This is a genomic window from Bradyrhizobium sp. STM 3557 (genome assembly GCF_045571465.1).
In the GTDB taxonomy this organism is placed as follows: Bacteria; Pseudomonadota; Alphaproteobacteria; order Rhizobiales; family Xanthobacteraceae; genus Bradyrhizobium.
This window is the reverse complement of record NZ_CP120697.1, coordinates 181,804-204,829: the sequence shown is the minus strand read 5'-3', so window position 1 is coordinate 204,829 and position 23,026 is coordinate 181,804. Positions and strand designations below refer to the sequence as shown.

Sequence of the window (23,026 nt, the reverse complement as noted above, 5' to 3'; positions counted from 1 at the left end):
ACAGCCTCCTAAGCGGCGCGGGCGCGGCGGATCAACGCCAGCGCTTCCGAAGGGCTCAGCCGGCCGTCGTAGAGGGCGCGGCCGGCGATCGCGCCTTCGAGCTTCGCGGCGCGCGGGGTCAGCATCGCCTTGACATCCTCGATCGAGGCCAGCCCGCCGGAGGCGATCACCGGGATCGAGATCTGGTCGGCCAGCGCAATGGTCGCGTCGAGATTGAGGCCCTTGAGCAGGCCATCGCGGGCGATGTCGGTGAAAATGATGGCGGCGACGCCGGCATCCTCGAAGCGGCGTGCGATGTCGAGCGCCGTCACCTCCGAGACCTCGGCCCAGCCTTCGACCGCGACCTTGCCATCGCGCGCGTCCAGCCCGACTGCGACCCGGCCGGGAAACGCGCTCGCCGCCGCCTTCACCAGCTCCGGATCGCGCACCGCCGCGGTGCCGATGATGACGCGGGTGATGCCCTTGTTGAGCCATGCCTCCACCGTTTTGAGATCGCGGATGCCGCCGCCGAGTTGCACCGGCATCTTGACCTCTCGCAACATCGCCTCGACGGCATGCGCGTTCATGGGCTTGCCAGCGAAAGCGCCGTCGAGATCGACGACGTGCAGATATTCAAAACTCTGGTCGGCGAAGCTCCTGGCTTGCGCGGCGGGATCGAGATTGAACACGGTCGCACGCGCCATGTCGCCCTGCTCGAGCCGCACGCATTGGCCGTTCTTCAGGTCAACAGCGGGAAACAAAATCATCGAAGAGATCTTTCAACCAGCCGAGGCGGCTCCTCTACGTAACGAGAGGAGCACAGGCATCACGGCTTCCATTTCAGGAAATTCGAGATCAGGGCCAGCCCGAAGCGCTGGCTCTTTTCCGGATGGAATTGGGTGCCGATCGCGGTGTCCTTGGCAACGATCGCGGTGACCGGCCCGCCGTAATCGGCGCGCGCCAGCACGTCGTTCTCGTTCACCGCGTTGAGGTGATAGGAATGGACGAAATAGGCATGCCGGCCCTTCGGCCCGAGCGGCAGCCGCTCGAGCACCGGATGTTCCTGCGTGAGGTCGAGCGTGTTCCAGCCCATGTGCGGGATCTTCAGGCTCTCATCGCGCGGCGTGATCTTCTCGACGTCGCCCGCAATCCAGTTGAAGCCCTCGGTCGTGACATGCTCCTTGCCACGCGTCGCCATTAATTGCATGCCGACGCAGATGCCGAAGAAGGGCCGCGCCTTGTTGCGTACGGCTTCCGTCAGTGCCTCGAGCATGCCGTCGACCGCATCGACGCCGCGGCGACAATCGGCAAAGGCGCCAACACCCGGCAGCACGATGCGGTCGGCGCGATAGACCACATCCGGATCTGACGTCACGACGATCTTCTGCGGGTCTTCCATGCTGCGCGCGGCGCGCTCGAAGGCTTTCGCGGCCGAATGCAGATTCCCGGAGCCGTAATCGATGATCGCAACACTCATCGTCCACCTCCTGGTTCCGGGAACAAGCCAATGATGCTGTAATGCGGCATCGGCGGCGGATGGCCGCCATTGTCGCGGGTCGGCGGCGGCGCGCCGCGATCGACCGTATGATTGTCATAGGCGGGCGCGCCACGACGCGCGGCCCAGCGCTCGAAGAAGCGCCGCTCGGCGGCGTCACGATCGTCGCCGACCACGATGTCCAGCTGTTGCCAATTGCCGCGCGAAAAACTCCAGCGCTCGAGGCTGGAGGCCTCGAATCCGAGCAGGATCGCGAGCAGGACGTCGGCGACGAACACCGTGCCACGGCCGACGCCGATCCAAAGCAAGAGCGCATCCACAGCGGCGACGACAATGATCCAGCCGATCAGCGCCAGCCACAGCCGGTGCCAGGCGAGCCAGATCACGCCGAGCACGGCAGCCCAGAAGTGGAAGCCGTCACGCACGAAGATGAAGCGGTCCGTCGAGCGCAGATCGGCGCCCGCGGTGAGGGGTGCGTGAACAGTGTAGACCGGCATCGCAAACTCCGCCGTAAGAACTCAGCCGCCGAGCCGACCCTTGGTCGATGGCACCTCGCCTGCCGCGCGCGGATCGATTCCGACCGCCACACGCAGCGCGCGCGCCAGACCCTTGAAACAGGATTCGGCGATATGATGGCTGTTGTCGCCATACAGCGTCTCGACATGCAGCGTGATGCCGGCGTTCATCGCGAACGCGTTGAACCATTCGCGCACCAGTTCGGTGTCGAACGTGCCGATCTTACTGGTCGGGAACGCGCTTCTGAACACCAGCATCGGCCGGCCCGAGACGTCGATCACGACTCGCGTCAGCGTCTCGTCCATCGGCAGGTGGATCGAGGCATAGCGGGTGATGCCGGCCATGTCGCCGAGTGCCTGCTTTACCGCCTGGCCGAGCGCGATGCCGACATCCTCGGCGGTGTGGTGATCGTCGATATGGAGATCGCCGATCGCCTTGACCTTCATGTCGATGCGCGAATGCCGGGCCAGCAGATCCAGCATATGGTCGAGAAAGCCGATCCCGGTCGAGATTTCGGCCACGCCCGACCCGTCGAGGTTGACGGCAACCTCGATGTCGGTCTCCTTGGTCTTGCGCTTGATGGTCGCGCTGCGCATGAAGGTCCAGCTTTCCCTTGAAAACGCGGCCCTTTTAACAGGCCAGTGTCACCTTCGCTACTGCAGGATGGCAGGATAGGGCCTTGATCTCGGCCTATGGTGACCGGTTTTCAAGGCCACTTCGTTGGCAATCCCGGTCCAAAGCCGAAGATTGTATCCCCGACCGCCAGCGCCTAAATCAGCCCGGTCAAAGAGGATCTCAGAATGTACGCATCTCAGAGCGAGCCGGCGGTCTGGCACGGCACCACGATCCTGACGGTCCGCAAGGGCGGTAAGGTGGTGGTGGGCGGCGACGGCCAGGTCTCGATCGGCCAGACCGTCATCAAGTCCAACGCCAAGAAGGTGCGCAGGCTCGGCAAGGGCGAGGTGATCGGTGGTTTTGCCGGTGCCACGGCCGACGCCTTCACGCTGTTTGAGCGATTGGAAAGCAAGCTCGAGCAATATCCGGGGCAACTCACCCGGGCCGCCGTGGAGCTTGCCAAGGACTGGCGAACGGACCGTTACCTGCGGCGGCTCGAGGCGATGATGATCGTCGCCGACAAGGATGTTTCGCTGGTGCTGACCGGAACCGGCGACGTGCTGGAGCCGGAGGCCGGCGTGATGGCGATCGGTTCCGGCGGCAATTACGCCCTGGCCGCGGCGCGGGCGCTGGTCGACACCGACCAGGACGCCGAGACCATCGTGCGCCGCTCGCTCGACATCGCTGCCGAGATCTGCGTCTACACCAACCGCAACGTCACGATCGAAACTCTGGCGGCGGGTTGATCACGCCGTCCGAAGGCGTGACAGCAAGCCGACTTGCCCCGATCCCGATCCGGTCTTAGCTAGGCCCCCATGACAGACTTCTCCCCCCGTGAAATCGTCTCCGAACTCGATCGCTACATTGTCGGCCAGGCCGACGCCAAGCGCGCGGTCTCGATAGCCCTTCGCAATCGCTGGCGCCGGCTGCAGCTCGACGGCGGGCTGCGCGAGGAGGTGCTGCCCAAGAACATCCTGATGATCGGCCCGACCGGCGTCGGCAAGACCGAAATCGCCCGGCGGCTCGCCAAGCTCGCCGGCGCACCGTTCCTGAAGGTCGAGGCGACCAAATTCACGGAAGTGGGCTATGTCGGCCGCGACGTCGAGCAGATCATCCGCGACCTCGTCGAGGTGGCGATCGCGCAGGTGCGCGAACGCAAGCGCAAGGATGTCGCGGCCCGCGCACAGCTGGCGGCGGAGGAGCGCGTGCTCGACGCGCTGGTCGGCGCCAATGCCAGCGCGGCGACACGGGATTCGTTTCGCAAGAAGCTGCGGGCCGGCGAACTCAACGACAAGGAGATCGAGATCGAGACCCAGTCGTCCGGCAGCGGCTTTCCCATGTTCGAGATCCCGGGCATGCCGGGCGCCCAGATGGGCGCGATCTCGATCGGCGACATCTTCGGCAAGCTAGGCGGCCGTTCCAAGACCCGCCGGCTGACGGTGGAGGGCAGCCACGAGATCCTGGTCAACGAGGAATCCGACAAGCTGCTCGATGACGAGCAGCTTGTGCAGGAGGCGATCCACGCGGTCGAGAACAACGGCATTGTGTTCCTCGACGAGATCGACAAGATCTGCGTGCGCGAGAACCGGCAGGGCGGCGATGTCTCCCGCGAGGGCGTGCAGCGCGACCTCTTGCCGCTGATCGAGGGCACCACGGTCTCGACCAAGCACGGCACTGTGAAGACCGATCACGTCCTCTTCATCGCCTCCGGCGCGTTTCACATCGCCAAGCCCTCCGACCTGCTTCCCGAACTGCAGGGCCGCCTGCCCATCCGGGTCGAGCTGCAGGCGCTGTCGCGCGACGACATGCGCCGCATCCTGACCGAGCCCGAGGCGTCGCTGATCAAGCAATATGTGGCGCTGATGAAGACCGAGGGCGTCACGCTCGACATCACCGATGGTGCGATCGACGCGCTGGCCGATATCGCGGTCGCCGTCAATTCGACGGTCGAGAATATCGGCGCGCGGCGGCTGCAGACGGTGATGGAGCGCGTGCTGGACGACATTTCCTTCACCGCCTCCGACCGCAACGGCGAGACCATCCAGGTCGACGCCGCCTATGTGCAGCAGCACATCGGCGACCTCGCCAAGAACACCGATCTCAGCCGGTTTATCCTGTAGGTGTGATTTGTCGGCCTGCACAGGCGCGGCAGATTCGCTGTCGTCGCCGCGAACGCGGAGACCCATAACCACCAACGCCCGTTGCGAACGCAAGATAGCAGCTCCAGCCTTGTCTCAGCATCAGCATCGGTGGTTATGGCTCCCGGCTCGCGCTTCGCTTGGCCGGGACGACGTCCAGAATGACGTGACAGCGAGCGCCACATGACGCCGCCCTCTCTGCAGCGCCACTGGCGTGCGATGCTCTATGTCAACGCCGCCGTCATGCTCGGCGTCTTCGTCTACAAGCTCAACCTGCAGCCCTACGTCCCTTACATCCACCTCTTGGTCGACTATCATTTCGGCTTCATCAAGCGCGCGCTGATCGGCGCCATGGTCGCGCTGTTCACCGACAAGGTGCCGGTGTGGCTGGTCTTCGCGATCGGAGGCTGCGCTTGGCTGATCACTGCAGGCCTGTTCGTCCAGCTATTCCGCAAGACTTTTGGCTTCGATGACGAACACCTGCCGCTATTCGTGTTCACCGCGGGTTCGCCATTCTTCCTGAAGAACTTCATGTTCGCGCTCGGGCACTTCGACATCTATGGCTGCCTGTGCGCGATCATCCTGCTCTTGGTGCCGGCGCGTTCGCTTGCCATCGTGTGGCTTGCGACCGTCTTCTCGGCGCTGCTGATCCTGATCCACCACATCCATCTCTTGATGTATGTGCCAACCATCGCCGCGATCGTCGTGCTGCGCTACTATCTGACGCAGGGCGCAACCAAGCTCAATGTCGCCGTCGGCATAGGCGCTCTGCTCGGCCTCGGCGCGCTGTTTCTCGCCGCGCAATTCCTTGGCACGATGCCGATCCCGTATGACGAATTCGTGCGCTATCTGCAGAGTCGGATGGTCGACCCATCTCGCACCGCGCTGATCCAGTTCGCCTACATCTGGTATCAGCCGCTGACGAAGGAAGTGCAGGACACCTGGGCGCGGATGCCGTCGAACCTGGCGGGCGTGCCCGTCTATGCGCTGCTGCTCTGGCTGCATGCGCCGTTCTGGCGTTTCTTTGGCGGTACGCTCCGCGCACTCACCGATATCAGGCATCGGCGCATCGTCCTCGCCGCGATCGCCATCATCAGTCTCGGCTATCTCGTGATGTTCGCGATGGTGTTCGACTATTCGCGCTGGCTCTCGAGCTGGGTCACTTGCATGATCCTGCTGCTGCATGCGGTGAGGACCTTGCCGGCGACGAAAGGCGCGTCACCCATCCCCGTCGAAGATCGCAAGACGACGAGGCTCGGCTGGATCGTCACCGCGCTGCCGCGGGTCGGAATCATCAGGCCGTTCTAAGCAGGTCTAGCCCCGCGCGCGGCGGATCCGCACGTAGAGCGCGCCCGCACCGCCATGGCCGATATTGGCCTCCTCGAAGCCAACGACCAGCCCGCGAAACTCGGGCAGGCTCAGCCAATGCGGCACTTGCCGCCGCAGCACGCCGCGCTCGGAATCGCCTGCCGCCCCCTTGCCGGTGATGATCAGGACGAAGGTGTGGCCCTCGCTGTGTGCCCGCTGCAAGAACAGATGCAGCGCCTGGTGCGCGCGGCTCTGGGTCATGCCGTGCAGATCGAGCCGGGCATCGATCTCGCTTCTGCCGCGCGACAGCCGCGAGCGTTCGCGGCGTCCGAGTGGCACCAGCGGCGGCATCGCCGGTTTGACCGGCTTTGGAGCTTGAAGGGTTGAGACCGGACGTGACGTCACGGACGGCGGCGTGGGGGCGGGCTCGGCCGCCGACATCGGCGGATGCAGCTTCGGGATGCGCGGCTTCTTCTTCAGCGGCTTGACCTGCCTCGCCACCATCTGCCACAGCGCGCGATCATCCTCGCTCAAGGCCCGCTTGCGGCGGTGGCCTGGGACCTCGACGTCGTGCGATGCGGTGGGACGCTTCATCGGCTGTAGTTACGATGGCGCCGGCGATGACGGAGATTGGCGGTCTTGTCGTCGATCTTCGGCCGCGCCTCCGGCAGCGGCACGCCGGACGCGGCCGGTGCGTTCTGCACGACCGCAGCGGCGGTTGGGGCCGGCGCCGCATTGGCTGGAAAAGTGGATACAGGGGGGGCGCTGCCAATGGTGGACTTCTGTTGCTGGCTCTGATCCTGCGCCGTCTTCTTCGGCTCGACTTGCGGAAACAGCTTCGCAATCTTCGCCGATGGCCTTGCGTCCGGCAGCGGCAGCCTGTGGCCGCGCGCCACCGGATCAAGGCTTCTTGGCACCAGCATCACGAACTGGATGGGCTGCTTCAAACGCCCCGAAATCTTGCCGGCCTCCGCGCCGGCGCCGAAATACAGATCCGCCCGCGCCGGGCCTACGATCGCAGAGCCGGTGTCCTGCGCGATCATCAGCCGGTGAAACGGTGTGTTCGACTTCTCCGATTCGATCGGCAGCGTGCCGGTGATGAAGAATGGCGTGCCGTAGACATGCAGCGACTTGTCGACTGCGATCGAGCGGCCCGGCGTCAGCGGAATGCCCTGTGCGCCGATCGCCTCGTCCTTGTCAGAAAGCTGCACCACGCGGAAGAAGATGTAGGCGCGGTTCTGCCGGCGCACCTCGTCGGCCTCGTTCGGGTTCTGCTCCATCCAGTCCCGGATCCGCTGCATCGACATCTCCTCGCGCGGGACGATGCCGCGTTCGATCAGGATGCGGCCGACCGGCGTGTAGGGATAGCCGTTATAGGCGTCGTAATTGACACGAACGGTCGAGCCGTCGTCGAGCTGGATCCGCGCCGAGCCCTGGATCTGCATGAACAACAGATCGGTCTGGCTCTTCAGCCAGGCGATCTCCAGCCCGCGACCTTCGATCGCGCCGTCCTCGATCTGCGCGCGATCGTAGTAGGGCACCAGCTTGCGGCGGCCGATCTTGCGATACACCGGCCCCTTGTTCGGCAGGTTCGGCGCATCCTGCTTGAAGCCGCGCACGAACAGGTTGGACGGCCGGCGATAGACCGGCACGTTGTAGACTTCGTTCTGCGTGCGCGAGCCGTCGAGCACCGGCTCATAATAGCCGGTGACGAATCCGTCGGCATCGCCAAGCCGCGAGATCCGCACCGGCTGGAAATGCTCTTCGAAGAACACCTTGGCCTTGCCGGCATCGGGCAGGTCGAGCGCGCGCGCAGCGCGGCAGGGATCACGCAGGGAATCACCCAGCGCCTTCGGCTCGGGCTGGCCATCCGGTTTCGCCGCGATCGGCTTGCAGCTGGCGCGGAAGGTCCGGTAAGCGGCGAGGTGGTCGTCGTCGGTCCAGCCTGGGACATCGGCCCAGGCCAGCGGAAGATATTGGCTGTTCGGAATCTCAAGCGGCAATGGAAGGTCGGGGTAGGGCAGGTGCCGCTCCGAAGCCCAGGCCTGCCGCGCATGACGATTTCGCACGGCCTCTGCTGCAAACGGAATCAGCGAGAGTGCCACGACGCTCAGGCTGAGCGCGATGCCGACATATCCAAAGCGGCTTTGGAACGAGCCGCCGCGCTTCCAAAATTCGCGAGCCATAGCTGCACCGTCAAAGAACCATTCAATGCGAACTTTGGAAATAAGCGCTTTACGCATCGGGGCTGCGCGCCTGCTGTGTCCTCCGTCGCGCGCATTTGGTTCAGGATATAGCGATGGCTGTCCGAATGCGACTGGACAGACTTGCCGCTTATAAATCTTGCCGGCTAGAGCCTTTTCCGTTCCCATTGAATCGGAACGAGGCTCTAGCTTTCTGTTTTGACGCGTTTTCTTGACGCGAACGGGTGTCCACTTCGCTTGAAAACGCTCTAATGGCTGCCGGTGCCGACCAGCTTCCAGTTCGGGTCGCGTGACGCAGTGTCGCGCGCGAAGGTCCAGATGTCGGTGATGTCGGCAACCTTGTCCGGGTTGCCGTCGACGATGGTGCCCATCTTGTCGCGCGTCACCGAGATCATCTGCGAGACGAAGCGAACGGTGAGCTGTGCCGTGCGGTCGCGCAGCTCGGCGCCGACCAACTCGGCCTTGTCGATCGAGACAAACCGCGTCTCCGTCTTCTGTTCGTGCTTTTCGCGATCCTTAATGGCAGCGTCGAAGCTCTCATAGACCTCCGACGACAACAGCTCGCGCAGCGAGCGGCGATCGCCATTGGCGAAGGCGAGCACGATCATCTCATAGGCACTCCGCGCCCCCGAGATGAAGTGGCGCGGATCGAACGAGGAGTCCTGGGCCGCGATGGCGTCGAGACCACGCGCCAGGGCAGTGCCCGGCTCCGCCAGGTCCTTCCAGCGGTCGAGTGCCGGACCGGCATCGGCAACCACAGCCGACGTGCCGGGGTCGATCAGCTTGCCGGGAACCGTGATGACGTTGTTGCTGTCCGGCGCACCCTGCACGGCATTGCGGGCCGTACGATCGAACGGCGGCCGCTCGCTGCCCGTGCGCTGTCCGAGCACATTGCGCAGGCGCAGGAAGATGAACACCGCCAGCGCCAGGAATATGATAGTGTAGATGTCCACGTCGTTTTCGCTTTCTCGGCTTTATCTATGGCGCCGGCAACGGTCCCGGCAGTCGGGCATCCTGTCACAGGGAGCTGCTTGAGACACCAGCATCGATCGAAAGTGCCGATGTAGTCACGGAATTGAGCCCGGCCAATGGCGCATTGTGGCGCGCCAAGTGTAGCGCGTTTTCGGCACCAGGGGAAATCGTTCCGTGCCTGGAAATCGCGCATCTTCAATCATTTACCTCTCCCCGGCGGAGGTCGACGCGACCGGGCCCATGCTCGCCGCGGTGCAAAGTGGGACGCCTGCAGCCGTTAACTGTTCCGATACCATCCATCCTTGTGGAACGCGCTGCGGCTATGTTAGCCACTCGCCGCACAATCACCGGCCTTTCTGTGCCAGGAGAACACTTTCATGACCAACGGCAACGGCTCTCCTCCCGAGGGAGCTCCTCCCCAGTTGAACGTGCTGGCGCAATACACCAAGGACCTCTCGTTTGAGAACCCGAATGCGCCGCAATCGCTTGCCCCCCAGGGCCAGCAGCCGCAGATCAACATCCAGATCAACGTGGGCGCCAATAATCTCGGCGAGAACGACTACGAGGTGACCCTCTCGATCGAGGGCAAGGCGGAGAGCGGCGGCAAGGTGATGTTCAGCTTCGAGCTGATCTATGGCGGCGTGTTCCGGCTGCTCAACATTCCCCGGGAGAACCTCTCCCCGATGCTGCTGATCGAGTGCCCGCGCCTGTTGTTCCCGTTTGCCCGCGAAATCGTCGCGACTGCGGTGCGCGATGGCGGCTTCCCACCGCTGATGCTCGACCCGGTCGATTTCGTCGGGCTGTATCGGCAGAACATGGAGCGGCAGGCCGCCGCCGAAGCCGCTCAGGTCAAGCCGAGCTGAGTCAGACCGAACGAGACGCTACGGCCTTCTCAATAAGACGTGGCCCCGCAGGTCCGCATCAGGCGGACGGGGCCGCGATCTCCGGCAGGTATTCATTCCAGATCGGCTTGTCACCCAAGGTGGCGACAAAGGCCCGATGCGCCTCCCGTTCGGCGTCGGTGACACGGGGGGCCAGCGGAACCTCGCGCTGCCGGCGCGGCATATCGATCGATGCTCCAATCCGGATCTCCTGAACCTCCTGTGTCAGGATCAGCTGCGACTGCCGCGCGCCGACCAGGTCGACATAGACCTCAGCCAGCAGCTCGGCGTCGAGCAACGCGCCGTGCTTGGTGCGGTGGGAATTATCGATCGCGTAGCGCGAGCACAGATCGTCCAGCCGGTTCGACACGCCCGGATGCTTGCGCCGCGCCAGCAGCAGGGTGTCGACCAGACGCTCGCGCGGAATGGCCGCACGTTTGACCCGGTCGAGCTCGGCATTGATGAAGCTGATGTCGAACGATGCGTTGTGGATCACCAACGGCGCATCGCCGATGAAGGCCAGGAACTCTTCGACGATCTCGGCGAACAGCGGCTTGGTCGACAGGAACTCGCTCGACAGGCCGTGAACGGCGAACGCCTCGGCCGGCATGTCGCGCTCGGGATTGATGTAGACGTGGTAGGACTGGCCGGTCGGCATGCGATTGAAGATCTCGACACAGCCGATCTCGACCAGGCGATCGCCGCGCAGCGGATCAAGGCCGGTGGTTTCGGTATCGAGAACGATCTCACGCATCGTCAGTCAGCTCGCATTGCGCGGCGAATCAGCTCCGCCGCTGCGGCATCTTAATCACCTGCTCGAGGATGTCGCGGATGCGCACGCGCACGGGGTCGAGTCCGTGCGACGTATCCACTATGAAATCGGCGCGCCTGCGTTTTTCGGCATCCGGCATCTGCCGCGCCAGCAGCGCATCGAGCGCCTCCTCCGTCATGGTGCCGCGCGCCAGGATGCGCTGGCGCTGCAGCTCCGGCGACGTCGTCACCACGACCACGGCATCGACGCGCTTGTCGCCGCCAGTCTCGAACAGCAGGGGCACATCGACCACAGCGACCGGCGCGCCGGAACGCTCGGCCTCTTCGAGAAAGGCTTGTTGATGCGCGCGCAACATCGGATGGACGATCTGCTCCAGCCGCTTGATCTCGTCGGGATGGCCGACCACCTTGGCAGAGAGCCGGCTACGATCGACTTTGCCGCCAATTGTGGTGCCAGGGAAAGCGGCTTCGACCGCCGCGGCTGCCTCGCCTTCGTACACTTTATGCACGGTCGCATCGGCGTCGTAGACCGGCACGCCGGCTTCCGCGAATAATTTCGCGGTTGTCGATTTGCCCATCCCGATCGAGCCGGTCAGTCCAAGCACTCTCATGCGTGTTTCGTTCCCCGCGAGCCGGGCCTTGATACTTCTCTTCTATATGCGCAGCAGGCCCGCTTCCCTGAAGAAGGCGAGCACCGGTAGCAGCGGCAAGCCGAGAATCGTGAAGTGATCGCCATCGATGCGCTCGAACAGATGCACGCCGAGGCCTTCGAGCTGATAGACGCCGACGCTCGACATCACGGCGTCTCCGGCCTTGTCGAGATAAACAGCGATGTCGGCTTCGCTCAAGGCACGCATGGTCATCCAGGCGATCGCAACATGCGAGAACACGACCTCGCCGTCGCGCGCGACCACGACAGCCGAATGCAGCGCATGGGTGCGACCGGCGAGCGCCAGCAGCTGCTGCATTGCCTGGTCGCGACCATCGGGCTTGTTGAAGAGACGTTCGCCGATCGCCAAGGTCTGGTCGGCCCCGACGACATAATGGCCAGGCCTCGTGCCAGACGCCGCAAGCGCCTTGGCCTGCGCGAGATGCAGCGCGATCTCATAAGGCGCGATCAGACCAGCCTCCTGCTGAATCGCACGCTCGTCGATATCCGCCGGCATCGCTTCGCAGGGGAGGCCCGCATTGGCGAGCAGCATGCGCCGCGCGCGGCTTTGCGAGGCCAGGATCAAGGGTAGCTCGCCGCACCAGAGGCTCGTCACGTATCCTTACTCCGCGAACCTTTGCCGCTGCCGATCCGAATAGAGCTTCAAGATCGCAGCAGCCGTTTCCTCGATCGATCGGCGCGTGACGTCGAGCATCACCCAGTTGAACTTCGCACTCAGCTTGCGCGCATAGGCGACCTCGTCGGCGACCGACTGCTTGTCGATATAAGTATCGTTGCCGGTGTCGGCGCCCATGCTGAGCAGGCGGTTCTGCCGCACCTGGATCAGTCGCTCCGGCGTCGCGTGCAGGCTGACCACCAGCGGCTTCTTCAATATCTCGAGCTGATGGGGAATCGGAATGCCCGGGACCAACGGCACGTTCGCGGTGCGCACGCCGCGATTGGCGAGATAGATCGAGGTCGGAGTCTTCGACGTCCGCGACACCCCGACCAGAACGACGTCGGCGTCTTCCAGGCCCTCGACCAGTTGCCCGTCATCATGCAGCATCGTGTAGTTCAGCGCATCGATGCGCGCGAAATATTCCGCGTTGAGCACGTGCTGTGCGCCGACGCGCCCGGCCGTGGAGGCACCGAGATAGGCCTCGAACAGCTGCATGACCGGACCGATGATCGACAGGCTCGGGATGTTGATGTCCTTGCACTTGGCTTCGAGCCGGCTGACCAGGTCCTTCTCCAGCAGCGTGAACAGCACGATGCCCGGCGCCTCCTCGATCTCATCGAGCACGCGGTCCAGCTGCTTCTGGCTGCGCACGAGCGGATAGACATGCTCGACGGGTGTCACGTTGGTGTATTGCGCAGCGACGGCGCGCGCGACCGTGATCAGGGTCTCGCCGGTCGAGTCGGACACCAGATGCAGGTGAAAGTAATTTCCGGAGGTCGGCATCAAATCCTTAACGATCTGTGAATCCCTGTGAAGGATGGGAGGAAAAACCGGCGGCGTCCGGGGGCCTTTGGATAACCCCCCTCCTTCTACACATGCTCCCCGATCAGGATAAGTCCGGTCTTGATGTCGATGATATCGGGACGGGCTGAACTTGTCTCTGGATAAGCTCTTGATGATCTCTCGCAAGCCTATGACTCACGAACCGGAATCCAGAGCGGTCTCGGTCGCCAAATGGATGTTGAGGATTGTGAACAAGCTGGTGGTTGCTTGCGGACGGCATTGCATGAGTCCAATCCACCGCCACCTAAACTCAAACCCTAAGATTCTAAAATTATTTGGTTTGGAGGAGACCACCCGAGCGGATATGTCTCGACTTGCAAGCTTGAACGATCAGGCGTCGAGGATCACCCGTTCCCATGTATGAGTGGATCAAGGCCCTGCATGTCATCGCCGTCATCTCCTGGCTGGCCGGCATGCTCTATCTGCCCCGCTTGTTCGTCTATCACTGCGATGCAGAGATCGGCTCGAAGCAATCCGAGACCTTCAAGATCATGGAGCGGCGCCTGCTGAGGGCGATTATCAATCCGGCGATGATGGTGACCTGGCTTGCCGGGCTCTATCTGGTCTGGGCGGGCGGCTGGTACAAGTCAGGGTGGTTTCACGTCAAATTCCTGCTGGTTCTGATCCTCTCCGGCGTGCATGGATTTTTCACCCGCTGGATGAAGGATTTCGCTGCCGACCGCAACACGCGCAGTCAGAAATTCTATCGCCTTATCAATGAGGTACCTACGCTGCTGATGATCGGTATCGTCATCATGGTCATCGTCAAGCCATTCTGAGGCGGGCGGTTGCGATGGTCGGCCCGAAGGCGACCAATGGTGGGCAACTCGCACAGGAGAGTTCGCGAGCGCGAGCAAAACTGCATGCCGCTCGCGGCGTGATGGCTTGCGAAACGAGACCTGATTTTCTATAGTAGATGTATCCCACCCCACGCAGGCGGATGTGGTTGCGACCCGGTTCAACCGGCCGCCGCATCAGGTCTGGTGCCCAATCGGCGCCGCCTTGCTTAGACCTGCGGACCCTCATTTCCGTCCGCTTTTCTCAAAGCCACCTCGCATCCTTCCCAAGTCGTTCCACAGGACCACCCCAATGCGGGAAATCAAACTTCTAGACCTCAAGTCAAAAACGCCGGCGGAGCTCGTCTCCTTCGCGGAAGAGAATGGGGTCGAAAACGCCAGCACCATGCGCAAGCAGGAGCTGATGTTCGCCATCCTCAAGCAGCTCGCGATTGCGGAGACCGACATTATCGGCGAAGGCGTCGTCGAGGTGCTCTCCGACGGCTTCGGTTTTCTCCGCTCGCCCGACGCCAACTACCTCCCCGGGCCTGACGATATCTATGTCTCGCCCTCGCAGATCCGACGCTTCGGCTTGCGCACCGGTGACACGATCGAAGGCCACATCCGTAGCCCGAAGGAAGGCGAGCGCTATTTTGCGCTGCTCAAGGTCAACACGCTGAACTTCGAGGACCCCGAGAAGTCCAAGCACAAAGTCAACTTCGACAACCTCACGCCGCTGTTTCCGGACCAGCGTTTCCGGCTCGAGCTCGAGGACGCCACTCGCAAGGATCTGTCGTCGCGCGTCATTGATATCGTGGCGCCGATCGGAAAGGGTCAGCGCGCGCTGATCGTGGCGCCGCCGCGCACCGGCAAGACGGTGCTGATGCAGAACATCGCGCATTCCATCACCGCCAATCATCCAGAGTGCTACCTCATCGTTCTCCTGATTGACGAGCGCCCGGAGGAAGTCACCGACATGCAGCGGTCCGTGAAAGGCGAGGTCGTGTCCTCGACCTTCGACGAGCCGGCCGTGCGCCACGTCCAGGTCGCCGAGATGGTGATCGAGAAAGCAAAGCGCTTGGTCGAGCATGGCCGTGATGTCGTCATCCTGCTCGACTCGATCACGCGCCTGGGCCGCGCCTACAACACGGTGGTGCCGTCCTCCGGCAAGGTGCTGACCGGCGGTGTCGACGCCAACGCCCTGCAGCGGCCGAAACGTTTCTTCGGTGCCGCGCGCAACATCGAGGAAGGCGGTTCGCTGACTATCATCGCCACTGCGCTGGTCGATACCGGCAGCCGCATGGACGAAGTCATTTTCGAAGAGTTCAAGGGCACCGGCAACTCCGAGCTGATCCTCGACCGTAAGGTCGCCGACAAGCGAACCTTCCCGGCGATCGACATCGCCCGCTCCGGCACCCGCAAGGAGGAGCTCATCACGGACCCACAGAACCTGAAGAAGATGTATGTGCTGCGCCGTATCCTCAATCCGATGGGAACGATGGATGCGATCGACTTCCTGCTCGACAAGCTCCGCAACACCAAGAGCAATGCCGAGTTCTTCGAGTCGATGAACACCTGATCGATGAGACGATCAGCCGAGTTGCAAAGGGCGCTCTTTGGAGCGCCCTTTTTTGTTTCGGGCAGGTCGGTTTTCAGTGTGAGGCTATAGAGCACGATCGCCGGATCGTCTGTTAGCTCAGGGCCCTCACGGTTCGAGACGGCGCTTTCAGGCGCCTCCTCACCATGAGGGTTTGAGAGCCAACCGCGCAAAAGCTCCTCGTCCGGAGGAGGTGCGCAGCGCCGTCTCGGAGGATGGTCACGGAATGATCGTCGGCCGCACGCGTCGGGATCTGATGAGCTGATGCGAGCTCGCATAAAGCATGTTCGGCTAAATCCATTGTCTTTGCCGACGCGCGGGTCCACCTCAGGACCATGCATCCGCACGACCAGACCATCTACGCTCTCTCCTCCGGCCGGTTGCCGAGTGCGATCGCGATCGTCAGGTTGTCCGGCTCGCGGGCCGGAGCTGCGTTGGAGGCGTTGGCCGGCAAACTGCCGGCGCCCCGGTTGGCGACACGCGCCCTGCTCCGCGATGCCGGAGGTGAGCCGATCGATGATGCTGTCGTGCTGTGGTTTCCAGGGCCCGCGAGCGCGACTGGCGAGGACGTCGCGGAGCTGCACGTCCATGGCAGCCGCGCGGTGCTCGCCACGCTTCTTGCGGCGCTCTCGACTCTCTCCGATCTCCGCCCCGCCGAGCCCGGCGAGTTCACCCGCCGTGCTTTCGAGAACGGAAAGATTGATCTGACCGAGGCCGAGGGACTGGACGATCTGATCCATGCCGATACGGATCGCCAGCGCCGTCAGGCCCTGCGCCAATTGAGAGGTCTGCTGGGCGACAGAGCACGCGACTGGCGCCGCCAGATTATCGAGGCATCGGCGCTGATCGAGGCCGGCATCGACTTCGCCGATGAGGGAGACGTACCCGACGAGTTGATGGCGCCGGCGATCGACCGCATCAGGGTCCTGCTCCGCGACATCGAGGATGCGCTGGCTGTTCAAGGTCAGGGCGAACGTCTGCGTGATGGTCTGACAGTGGTGATCGCGGGTCCTCCGAACGTCGGGAAATCAACTCTGATGAACCAGTTGGCCCGACGCGAAGTCGCGATCGTCTCGCCCCACGCCGGGACCACACGCGACGTGATCGAGGTCCAGCTTGATCTCGACGGCTATCCGGTGACGATGATCGATACGGCGGGCATTAGGGACACCGATGATCCCGTGGAGCAGGAGGGTGTGCGACGTGCACGAGCGCGAGCGGCCGATGCCGATCTGGTACTCTGGCTGACCGACTGCGGATCGTTCGGAGCGGATCACGCTGGCGCTGTGCCGGTCTGGGTGGTCCGAAATAAGATTGATCTCGCAGGGCGTGAGGAGAGTCGAGAGAGCGCAAATCCGGTCTTCCGCATCTCTGCGAAGCAGGGACATGGGATCGCTGAGTTGATCGATGCGTTGGTCTCCTTCGCGCGGGACTTCTTTGGTACGAAGGAGGCCGGGCTGATCACGCGGGACCGGCAGCGGCAGCTGCTCGACGAAACTGCCGCGGCGCTCCGGCGCAGCATCGAATCCGTGAAGCTGGGAGAGGAGCTCGCTGCGGAAGAGCTGCGGGTCGCGGCGTTTGCGCTCGGCAAGCTGCTCGGGCGGGTCGATGTCGAGGATTTGCTCGACGTGATCTTTCGCGAGTTCTGTATTGGGAAGTAGCTGTCCGGAGCGGTCTGGAATTCTGCTCTTATGCTTAACATCTGGTTTCGGAGCTTAAGGGATCTTCAACCGTTTCACGTGAAACAGGGGCGGCACCGGACCGGAGCGTTTCACGTGAAACACGTCAGGCTCACGTGAGCGCTGGTGGCTGTTTCACGTGAAACGTCTTTCGGTGGTCACCGCCGCGCGTTAAAATCGGACCATGAGCGACAATTCAAAGTCATTCGACGTCATCGTCATTGGTGGCGGACATGCGGGCTGTGAGGCCGCCGCTGCGGCTGCTCGCATGGGCGCCAAGACTGCGTTGGTCACCCAACAGTTCGCGACCATCGGAGCGATGTCATGCAATCCCGCGATCGGGGGCCTTGGCAAGGGCCATCTGGTTCGCGAGGTCGACGCGTTGGACGGTCTGATGGGCCGCGTGGCGGACGCCGGCGGCATCCAATTCCGAATGCTGAACCGTCGCAAGGGTCCGGCCGTCCGTGGACCCCGCGCACAGGCCGATCGCAAGCTCTATGCAGCGGGGATGCAGACCGCGATCCGGCAGACTGCGAATCTTGAGGTGATCGAGGGCGAGGCGGACGAGCTGGTTGTCTCTGATGGCCGCGTCGTCGGCCTCAAGCTCGCCGATGGGCGTCTGTTCCGCTCAGGCGCGGTCGTCATCACCACCGGCACGTTCCTGCGTGGCCTGATCCACCTCGGCGAAAAGAACTGGCCGGCCGGCCGGGTCGGGGAGGCGCCAGCCCTGGGATTATCGAAGTCACTGGAAGCCGCCGGCTTCAAGCTTGGGCGTCTGAAGACCGGGACGCCACCGCGGCTTGACGGCACCACCATCGACTGGAGCGCGGTCGAGATGCAGCCCGGCGATGATCCACCGGAGCCGTTCTCGGTTTTGACGGATAAGATCACGACGCCCCAGATCCAGTGCGGCATCACCCGGACCACAGCCGCGACCCATGACGTGATCCGGGCCAATGTCCACCGCTCGCCGATGTACTCGGGGCAGATCAAGAGCACCGGCCCGCGTTACTGTCCGTCGGTCGAGGATAAGATTGTCCGGTTCGGCGATCGCGATGGCCACCAGATCTTCCTGGAGCCGGAAGGTCTCGACGACACGACCGTCTATCCCAACGGCATCTCGACGTCGCTGCCGGAGGAGGTCCAGCTCGCGCTGCTGCCGACCATTCCCGGCCTCGAGCGTGTCCGCATGATCCGCCCGGGCTATGCGATTGAGTACGATCATGTCGATCCGCGCGAGCTGGAGCCGACCCTCCAGACAAAGCGTCTGAAGGGCTTGTTTCTCGCCGGCCAGATCAATGGCACGACCGGCTACGAGGAGGCGGCGGCCCAAGGGTTGGTCGCCGGCCTCAATGCGGCGCTGGCCGCAGGCGGCACAGATCCAATCGTGTTCGATCGCGCCGACGGCTATCTCGGTGTGATGATCGACGACCTGGTGACGCGGGGGATCACCGAGCCCTATCGGATGTTCACCTCACGCGCCGAATATCGTCTGACGCTGCGTGCCGACAATGCCGATCAGCGCCTGACCGATAAGGGCATTGCGCTCGGCTGTGTCGGGGCAGTTCGGAGCCAACGTCATCGTACCAAGATGGATGCGCTCGCGGCCGCGAAGGCACTGGCCAAGTCGCTGACTCTGACGCCGAACGAAGCCGCCAAGCACGGGCTCGTTCTGAACAAGGACGGCCAGCGCCGCTCGGCTTTCGAGCTGCTGGCCTATACCGAGGTGGGGTGGTCTGAGGTCCGCGGGATCTGGCCCGAGCTCGGGGGAATCGATTCAGGCATTGCGGTCCATTTGGAGATCGATGCCAAGTATGATGTGTATCTGAAGCGGCAAAGCGCGGACGTTGATGCGTTCCGGCGCGATGAAGGCATGGTACTCGGCGATATCGACTATGCGGAGGTGCCCGGCCTTTCCAACGAGGCGCGAGCCAAGCTGATCGCGGCGAGGCCATGGACGATCGGGCAGGCAGGTCGCATCGACGGCATGACCCCGGCTGCACTCGGCATCCTGGCGGCCTATCTGCGCCGTGAGGCTCGCCGCAAGATCGCCAGGGCGTAAGGGACGTTCCACGTGAAACAGGTGAGCCGCTCCTCGGCCGCATCAGATCTCGCGACCGATAAGGCTGCGGCTCTGGCGCTCACGCCTGTTTCACGTGAAACGGCCGAGCGCCTGGACCGCTACGTCGCCCTACTGAGAGAGTGGCAGGCTAAGACCAATCTGGTCGCTCCATCGACATTGCCGCAACTCTGGACCCGACACGTCGCCGACTCGCTGCAGCTTCTTGCACTGAAGCCTGACGCAAGAATCTGGGTCGATCTCGGCAGCGGCGGCGGTTTTCCCGGCGTCGTGCTGGCGTGCGCGCTGGCCGAAACGCCAGGTGCTCAGGTTCATCTCGTCGAACGCATCGCAAAGAAAGCGGCCTTCCTCCGCGAGGCAATTCGCGTCACCGCTTCACCTGGCGTCGTGCATTTGTCTGAGATCGGGGATATTGTGGAGAAGTGGAGGGGGCGAGTCGATTGCGTGACTGCGCGCGCGCTGGCTCCATTACACCAACTCATTGGCTTCGTTGAACCTTTGGTTAACAAAGGTGCAACGGCGCTGCTGCTGAAGGGCCAAGATGTAGATGCGGAATTGACCGAATCTACCAAATATTGGAACATCATACACAAGATTCATCCCAGCCGAACGGGCGGACAAGGCTGGATCGTCGAGATCGACCGGATCGAGCGATGTTCATGAATTCCGCGGAACAGGCAACGACAACCGATGACCGTGATTGATCAGGTTTATCAAGAGGATAGAGCACCCCACGCGGATGGCCATCCGCGCATCCTGGCGCTGGCGAACCAGAAGGGCGGGGTCGGCAAGACCACGACCGCCATCAACCTCGGCACTGCGCTGGCTGCGATCGGCGAGCGCGTGCTGATCGTCGACCTCGATCCGCAGGGCAACGCGTCGACCGGGCTCGGCATCGATCGCCACAACCGCAACTGCTCGACCTATGATGTCCTGATCGGCGAGGCCGCCTTGCGCGATGCCGTGGTGCCGACCGCGGTGCCGCGTCTGCACATCGCGTCTTCAACCATGGACCTCTCGGGCCTCGAGCTCGAGCTCGGTTCGTCCGCTAACCGTGCCTTCCGTCTGCGCGACGCGATCGCCGGCCTCAACAACAATGTCTCGCCGGAAGGCGACTACACCTATGTGCTGGTCGACTGCCCGCCGTCGCTGAACTTGCTGACCGTCAACGCGATGGCTGCGTCGGATGCGATCCTGGTGCCGCTGCAGTGTGAGTTCTTCGCGCTCGAAGGTCTGTCGCAGCTGTTGCAGACCGTCGAGCAGGTGCGCTCGACGCTCAACCCGAACCTGTCGATCCACGGCATCGTGCTGACCATGTTCGACTCGCGCAACAATTTGTCGAACCAGGTCGTCGCCGACGTTCGGCAATTCATGGGATCGAAGGTCTACAATACGATGATCCCGCGCAACGTCCGCATCTCGGAGGCGCCATCCTACGGCAAGCCGGTACTGGTCTACGATCTGAAGTGCGTCGGCAGCGAAGCCTATCTCAAGCTCGCGACCGAGGTGATCCAGCGCGAGCGCGAGCTCAAGCCTCATTGATCACCCGCCAATCCGTATCATCCGCATGACGCGGTTTGGTCCGGGCAGGCGCCATCACATCAGCATCGAATCGCATCTCGGGTTCGCTTGGTTGCCTGCGTCCCCGACCTGCGAGAGGGACGAGGAGCGGCATTAGTGAATCCAAGGGAGAAGGCGATGGCCGATGAATCGCGCTCGCGACTGGGCCGCGGTCTTGCAAGTCTGATCGGTGATGTCGGGCGCGAGGCCGGTGCGCCGCCGGAGCGGCCGCGCACGCAGCGCAAGGTGCCGATCGAATTCCTCAAGCCCAATCCGCGCAATCCGCGCCGCACGTTCTCGGACGCCGAGCTCGGCGAACTCACGGATTCGATCAAGCAGCATGGCGTGATCCAGCCGATCGTGGTGCGACCGGTGAAGGGTGCGCAGGATCGCTTCGAGATCATTGCCGGCGAGCGGCGCTGGCGCGCGTCGCAGGCCGCCGGCCTGCACGAGGTGCCGATCGTCCCGGTCGATGTCAGCGACAGCGACGCGCTCGAGCTCGCCATCATCGAGAACGTCCAGCGCGAGGATCTCAACGCGATGGAAGAGGCGCAGGGCTATCACGCGCTCGCCAATGAATTTCAGCGCAGTCAGGAAGACATCGCCAAGATCGTCGGCAAAAGCCGTAGCCATGTCGCCAACATGATGCGGTTGACCAAGCTGCCGGCCGAGGTGCAGGGCTTCATCGCGACCGGCCAGCTGTCGGCCGGTCACGCGCGTGCGCTAATCAATCTGCCCGATCCGCTGGCGGCAGCGAAGCGCATCGTCAAGGAAGGCTTGAACGTCCGCCAGACCGAGGCGCTCGCGCATGACGAGGGCGTGCCGGAGCGCAAGCCGCAGAAGCCGCGCGCCGGCACTGCGCCGAAGGAGAAGAAGGACGCCGACACCATCGCGCTGGAAAAGCGGGTCAGCGACGCGCTCGGCCTCGACGTCACCATCAGCCATCGCGATCCCGGCGGCACGGTGCAGATCAGCTACCGCAATCTCGAACAGCTCGACGAGGTCACGCGCCGGCTGGAGAATGGTTAGATCGACATCTGTTAGTAGACCTACGGCGGAATCGGCAAGCTCGGTCCACCTCTCCCCAGCGGGGAGAGGTCGCGCCGGTAGGCGCGGGTGAGGGGGCGCTGCTTGCTCGCAAGACCGTAGCCCCTCACCCGATCGCTTCGCGATCGACCTCTCCCAATGGGAGAGGTGGACCGTCAGTGCCGCGAAAGCAATGATCGCGACCGAGATTCATACCCGCCGTCGTGCAGCCACCGCGATTGACAGCAATGTGCGCTGGGCGATCGCAGCCGCGAGCGTCGGCTGCTTGCGCATGTCGAGTGCTGCCGTGGCGAGCTGGTCGATGATCGGCAGCAGGCGCGCCGGCGAGAGGTTGCGCAGCGCCACCTCGGCCGCCGGCTTGCGCGAGAAATGCAGCCGCGGAAATCCGGCTTCCAGCACGGCCGAGATCGGCGTGCCTGATGCTACGGAGAGCGCCGATTTGTGTAGCCACGCAGCATGGCGCTGCGCGGCCGAGATGATGACGCCGGGATAGGTGCCGGCGATCATCGCCTTGCCGAACTCGGTCTCGACCAAATCCGGCTTGCCGCCGAAGGCGCCGTCGACGATCGGATCGAGCTTCATCTCGGAAGCATCGGCGACGACAGCCATGACATGATCGAGCGTCACCTCGCCCTGGCCATGTGCAAACAGCGTCAGCTTGCGCAATTCGTTGCGCGAGGCCTGGCGGTCGCCGCCGAGCAGCGACATCAGCGAGGCCCGTGCGTCCGGCGCGATGCGCAAGTTTGCGATCCGCAATTCGTCGTCAATCAGCTTGGCGAGATCGCGCTCGGTGTCGGGATAGCAGCCGATCGCAACCGCCGTGGCGGCGCGCTCGCAGGCCTTACGCAGCGGCGAGTCCGGGCGAATGTCGCCGGCCTCGATCACGATCCGGCAATCCCTGACGGACATGCCGGCCAGCGTCTCGACTCCCGCCGCGAAACTGCGCGAACCGGCGCGAACGCGGATGGCGCGTCGGCCGCCGAACAGCGGCACGGTCATCGCTTCGTCGACCAGCCGCGACGGCTCGGCTGCGAGCTCGTCACCATCGAGCTTGACCAGAGAGAAGGGATCGTCGGGATTGTCGATCGCCGATGCGATCAGCGCGTCGGCGCGCTCGCGCACCAGACCGGCATCGGGGCCGTAGAGCAGGACGATCGGCCGGGCAGGGTCCGGTCGGGCCAGGAAGCTGTCGATGTCTCGTCCGCGCAGTGCGACCATTGCGGTCTTCGCGTGACGG

General features: G+C 63.5%; 23 protein-coding genes. 11 read left to right on the top strand and 12 right to left on the bottom strand.

The features are described from left to right. Positions 1–8: 8 nt before the first annotated feature. Genes hisA through hisB form a run of 4 tightly spaced genes read right to left on the bottom strand, consistent with a single transcriptional unit; the run spans position 9 to position 2,586 of the window. The gene (gene hisA / locus P6U24_RS00920; protein WP_407157349.1) at positions 9–746 is read right to left on the bottom strand and encodes a 1-(5-phosphoribosyl)-5-[(5-phosphoribosylamino)methylideneamino]imidazole-4-carboxamide isomerase; all 738 of its coding nucleotides are present in this window, start codon (positions 744–746) and stop codon (positions 9–11) included. 59 nt (positions 747–805) lie between these two features. Beyond that, positions 806–1,456: an imidazole glycerol phosphate synthase subunit HisH gene (hisH, locus tag P6U24_RS00915; RefSeq protein WP_407157348.1), complete on the bottom strand. Its 651-nt coding sequence runs from the start codon at positions 1,454–1,456 to the stop codon at positions 806–808. Continuing rightward, positions 1,453–1,971: a DUF2628 domain-containing protein gene (locus P6U24_RS00910; protein WP_407157347.1), complete on the bottom strand. Its 519-nt coding sequence runs from the start codon at positions 1,969–1,971 to the stop codon at positions 1,453–1,455. Before P6U24_RS00910 ends, hisH begins: the two co-directional genes overlap by 4 nt. Before the next feature lie 21 nt (positions 1,972–1,992). Beyond that, a complete protein-coding gene (hisB, locus tag P6U24_RS00905; RefSeq protein WP_407157346.1) occupies positions 1,993–2,586 on the bottom strand; it encodes an imidazoleglycerol-phosphate dehydratase HisB in 594 nt (197 codons plus the stop codon). Between the two features lie 204 nt (positions 2,587–2,790). Between hisB and hslV the strand changes: the two genes are divergently transcribed. From hslV to P6U24_RS00890, 3 genes are all read left to right on the top strand, one after another. Next, on the top strand, positions 2,791–3,351 hold the full coding sequence (gene hslV / locus P6U24_RS00900; RefSeq protein ID WP_407157345.1) for an ATP-dependent protease subunit HslV: 561 nt from the start codon (positions 2,791–2,793) through the stop codon (positions 3,349–3,351). A 69-nt stretch (positions 3,352–3,420) separates the two neighbouring features. Continuing rightward, positions 3,421–4,725: an ATP-dependent protease ATPase subunit HslU gene (hslU, locus tag P6U24_RS00895; RefSeq protein WP_407157344.1), complete on the top strand. Its 1,305-nt coding sequence runs from the start codon at positions 3,421–3,423 to the stop codon at positions 4,723–4,725. A gap of 201 nt (positions 4,726–4,926) precedes the next feature. Next, entirely contained in the window at positions 4,927–6,051 is a 1,125-nt protein-coding gene (locus P6U24_RS00890) for a hypothetical protein (RefSeq protein ID WP_407157343.1), read from the top strand. Positions 6,052–6,057: 6 nt separating this feature from the next. Here the strand turns inward: P6U24_RS00890 and P6U24_RS00885 are convergent, their stop codons facing one another. From P6U24_RS00885 to P6U24_RS00875, 3 genes are all read right to left on the bottom strand, one after another. After that, complete coding sequence (locus P6U24_RS00885) at positions 6,058–6,645, bottom strand: Smr/MutS family protein (RefSeq protein ID WP_407157342.1); 588 nt, start codon at positions 6,643–6,645, stop codon at positions 6,058–6,060. Next, the gene (locus tag P6U24_RS00880; RefSeq protein ID WP_407157341.1) at positions 6,642–8,237 is read right to left on the bottom strand and encodes a murein transglycosylase A; all 1,596 of its coding nucleotides are present in this window, start codon (positions 8,235–8,237) and stop codon (positions 6,642–6,644) included. The genes P6U24_RS00885 and P6U24_RS00880 overlap by 4 nt, the downstream gene beginning before the upstream one ends. Positions 8,238–8,503: 266 nt before the next feature. Then, positions 8,504–9,208 carry a Tim44/TimA family putative adaptor protein gene (locus tag P6U24_RS00875; protein WP_407157340.1) on the bottom strand — a complete coding sequence of 235 codons (705 nt, stop codon included), beginning with the start codon at positions 9,206–9,208 and terminating at the stop codon, positions 8,504–8,506. Between the two features lie 396 nt (positions 9,209–9,604). Here P6U24_RS00875 and secB point away from each other — a divergent pair, with 396 nt between their 5' ends. Then, positions 9,605–10,090 carry a protein-export chaperone SecB gene (gene secB, locus P6U24_RS00870; protein WP_407157339.1) on the top strand — a complete coding sequence of 162 codons (486 nt, stop codon included), beginning with the start codon at positions 9,605–9,607 and terminating at the stop codon, positions 10,088–10,090. 58 nt (positions 10,091–10,148) lie between these two features. Here the strand turns inward: secB and dnaQ are convergent, their stop codons facing one another. The 4 genes from dnaQ to P6U24_RS00850 form a co-directional block, all read right to left on the bottom strand. Continuing rightward, positions 10,149–10,862, bottom strand: a complete 714-nt coding sequence (gene dnaQ, locus P6U24_RS00865) for a DNA polymerase III subunit epsilon (RefSeq protein WP_407157338.1) — start codon at positions 10,860–10,862, stop codon at positions 10,149–10,151. A gap of 28 nt (positions 10,863–10,890) precedes the next feature. Then, a complete protein-coding gene (gene coaE, locus P6U24_RS00860; RefSeq protein ID WP_407157337.1) occupies positions 10,891–11,490 on the bottom strand; it encodes a dephospho-CoA kinase in 600 nt (199 codons plus the stop codon). Between the two features lie 42 nt (positions 11,491–11,532). Then, on the bottom strand, positions 11,533–12,081 hold the full coding sequence (locus tag P6U24_RS00855) for a Maf family protein (protein WP_407160726.1): 549 nt from the start codon (positions 12,079–12,081) through the stop codon (positions 11,533–11,535). A gap of 69 nt (positions 12,082–12,150) precedes the next feature. Next, the gene (locus tag P6U24_RS00850) at positions 12,151–12,990 is read right to left on the bottom strand and encodes a pyruvate, water dikinase regulatory protein (RefSeq protein ID WP_407157336.1); all 840 of its coding nucleotides are present in this window, start codon (positions 12,988–12,990) and stop codon (positions 12,151–12,153) included. Between the two features lie 416 nt (positions 12,991–13,406). On the opposite strand from P6U24_RS00850, the gene hemJ reads away from it, so the two are divergent. From hemJ to P6U24_RS00815, 7 genes are all read left to right on the top strand, one after another. Then, the gene (gene hemJ, locus P6U24_RS00845; protein ID WP_407157335.1) at positions 13,407–13,829 is read left to right on the top strand and encodes a protoporphyrinogen oxidase HemJ; all 423 of its coding nucleotides are present in this window, start codon (positions 13,407–13,409) and stop codon (positions 13,827–13,829) included. Positions 13,830–14,139: 310 nt separating this feature from the next. Further along, a complete protein-coding gene (rho, locus tag P6U24_RS00840) occupies positions 14,140–15,405 on the top strand; it encodes a transcription termination factor Rho (RefSeq protein WP_407157334.1) in 1,266 nt (421 codons plus the stop codon). Between the two features lie 353 nt (positions 15,406–15,758). Next, entirely contained in the window at positions 15,759–17,084 is a 1,326-nt protein-coding gene (gene mnmE / locus P6U24_RS00835) for a tRNA uridine-5-carboxymethylaminomethyl(34) synthesis GTPase MnmE (protein ID WP_407157333.1), read from the top strand. 202 nt (positions 17,085–17,286) lie between these two features. Next, on the top strand, positions 17,287–19,164 hold the full coding sequence (gene mnmG / locus P6U24_RS00830) for a tRNA uridine-5-carboxymethylaminomethyl(34) synthesis enzyme MnmG (protein WP_407157332.1): 1,878 nt from the start codon (positions 17,287–17,289) through the stop codon (positions 19,162–19,164). Between the two features lie 12 nt (positions 19,165–19,176). Next, entirely contained in the window at positions 19,177–19,845 is a 669-nt protein-coding gene (gene rsmG, locus P6U24_RS00825; protein ID WP_407157331.1) for a 16S rRNA (guanine(527)-N(7))-methyltransferase RsmG, read from the top strand. A gap of 27 nt (positions 19,846–19,872) precedes the next feature. Beyond that, entirely contained in the window at positions 19,873–20,724 is an 852-nt protein-coding gene (locus tag P6U24_RS00820; RefSeq protein ID WP_407157330.1) for a ParA family protein, read from the top strand. Between the two features lie 156 nt (positions 20,725–20,880). Beyond that, the gene (locus P6U24_RS00815) at positions 20,881–21,771 is read left to right on the top strand and encodes a ParB/RepB/Spo0J family partition protein (protein ID WP_407157329.1); all 891 of its coding nucleotides are present in this window, start codon (positions 20,881–20,883) and stop codon (positions 21,769–21,771) included. Positions 21,772–21,978: 207 nt separating this feature from the next. On the opposite strand, the gene holA is transcribed toward P6U24_RS00815, so the two are convergent. After that, positions 21,979–23,007: a DNA polymerase III subunit delta gene (holA, locus tag P6U24_RS00810; protein WP_407157328.1), complete on the bottom strand. Its 1,029-nt coding sequence runs from the start codon at positions 23,005–23,007 to the stop codon at positions 21,979–21,981. Positions 23,008–23,026: the final 19 nt, after the last annotated feature.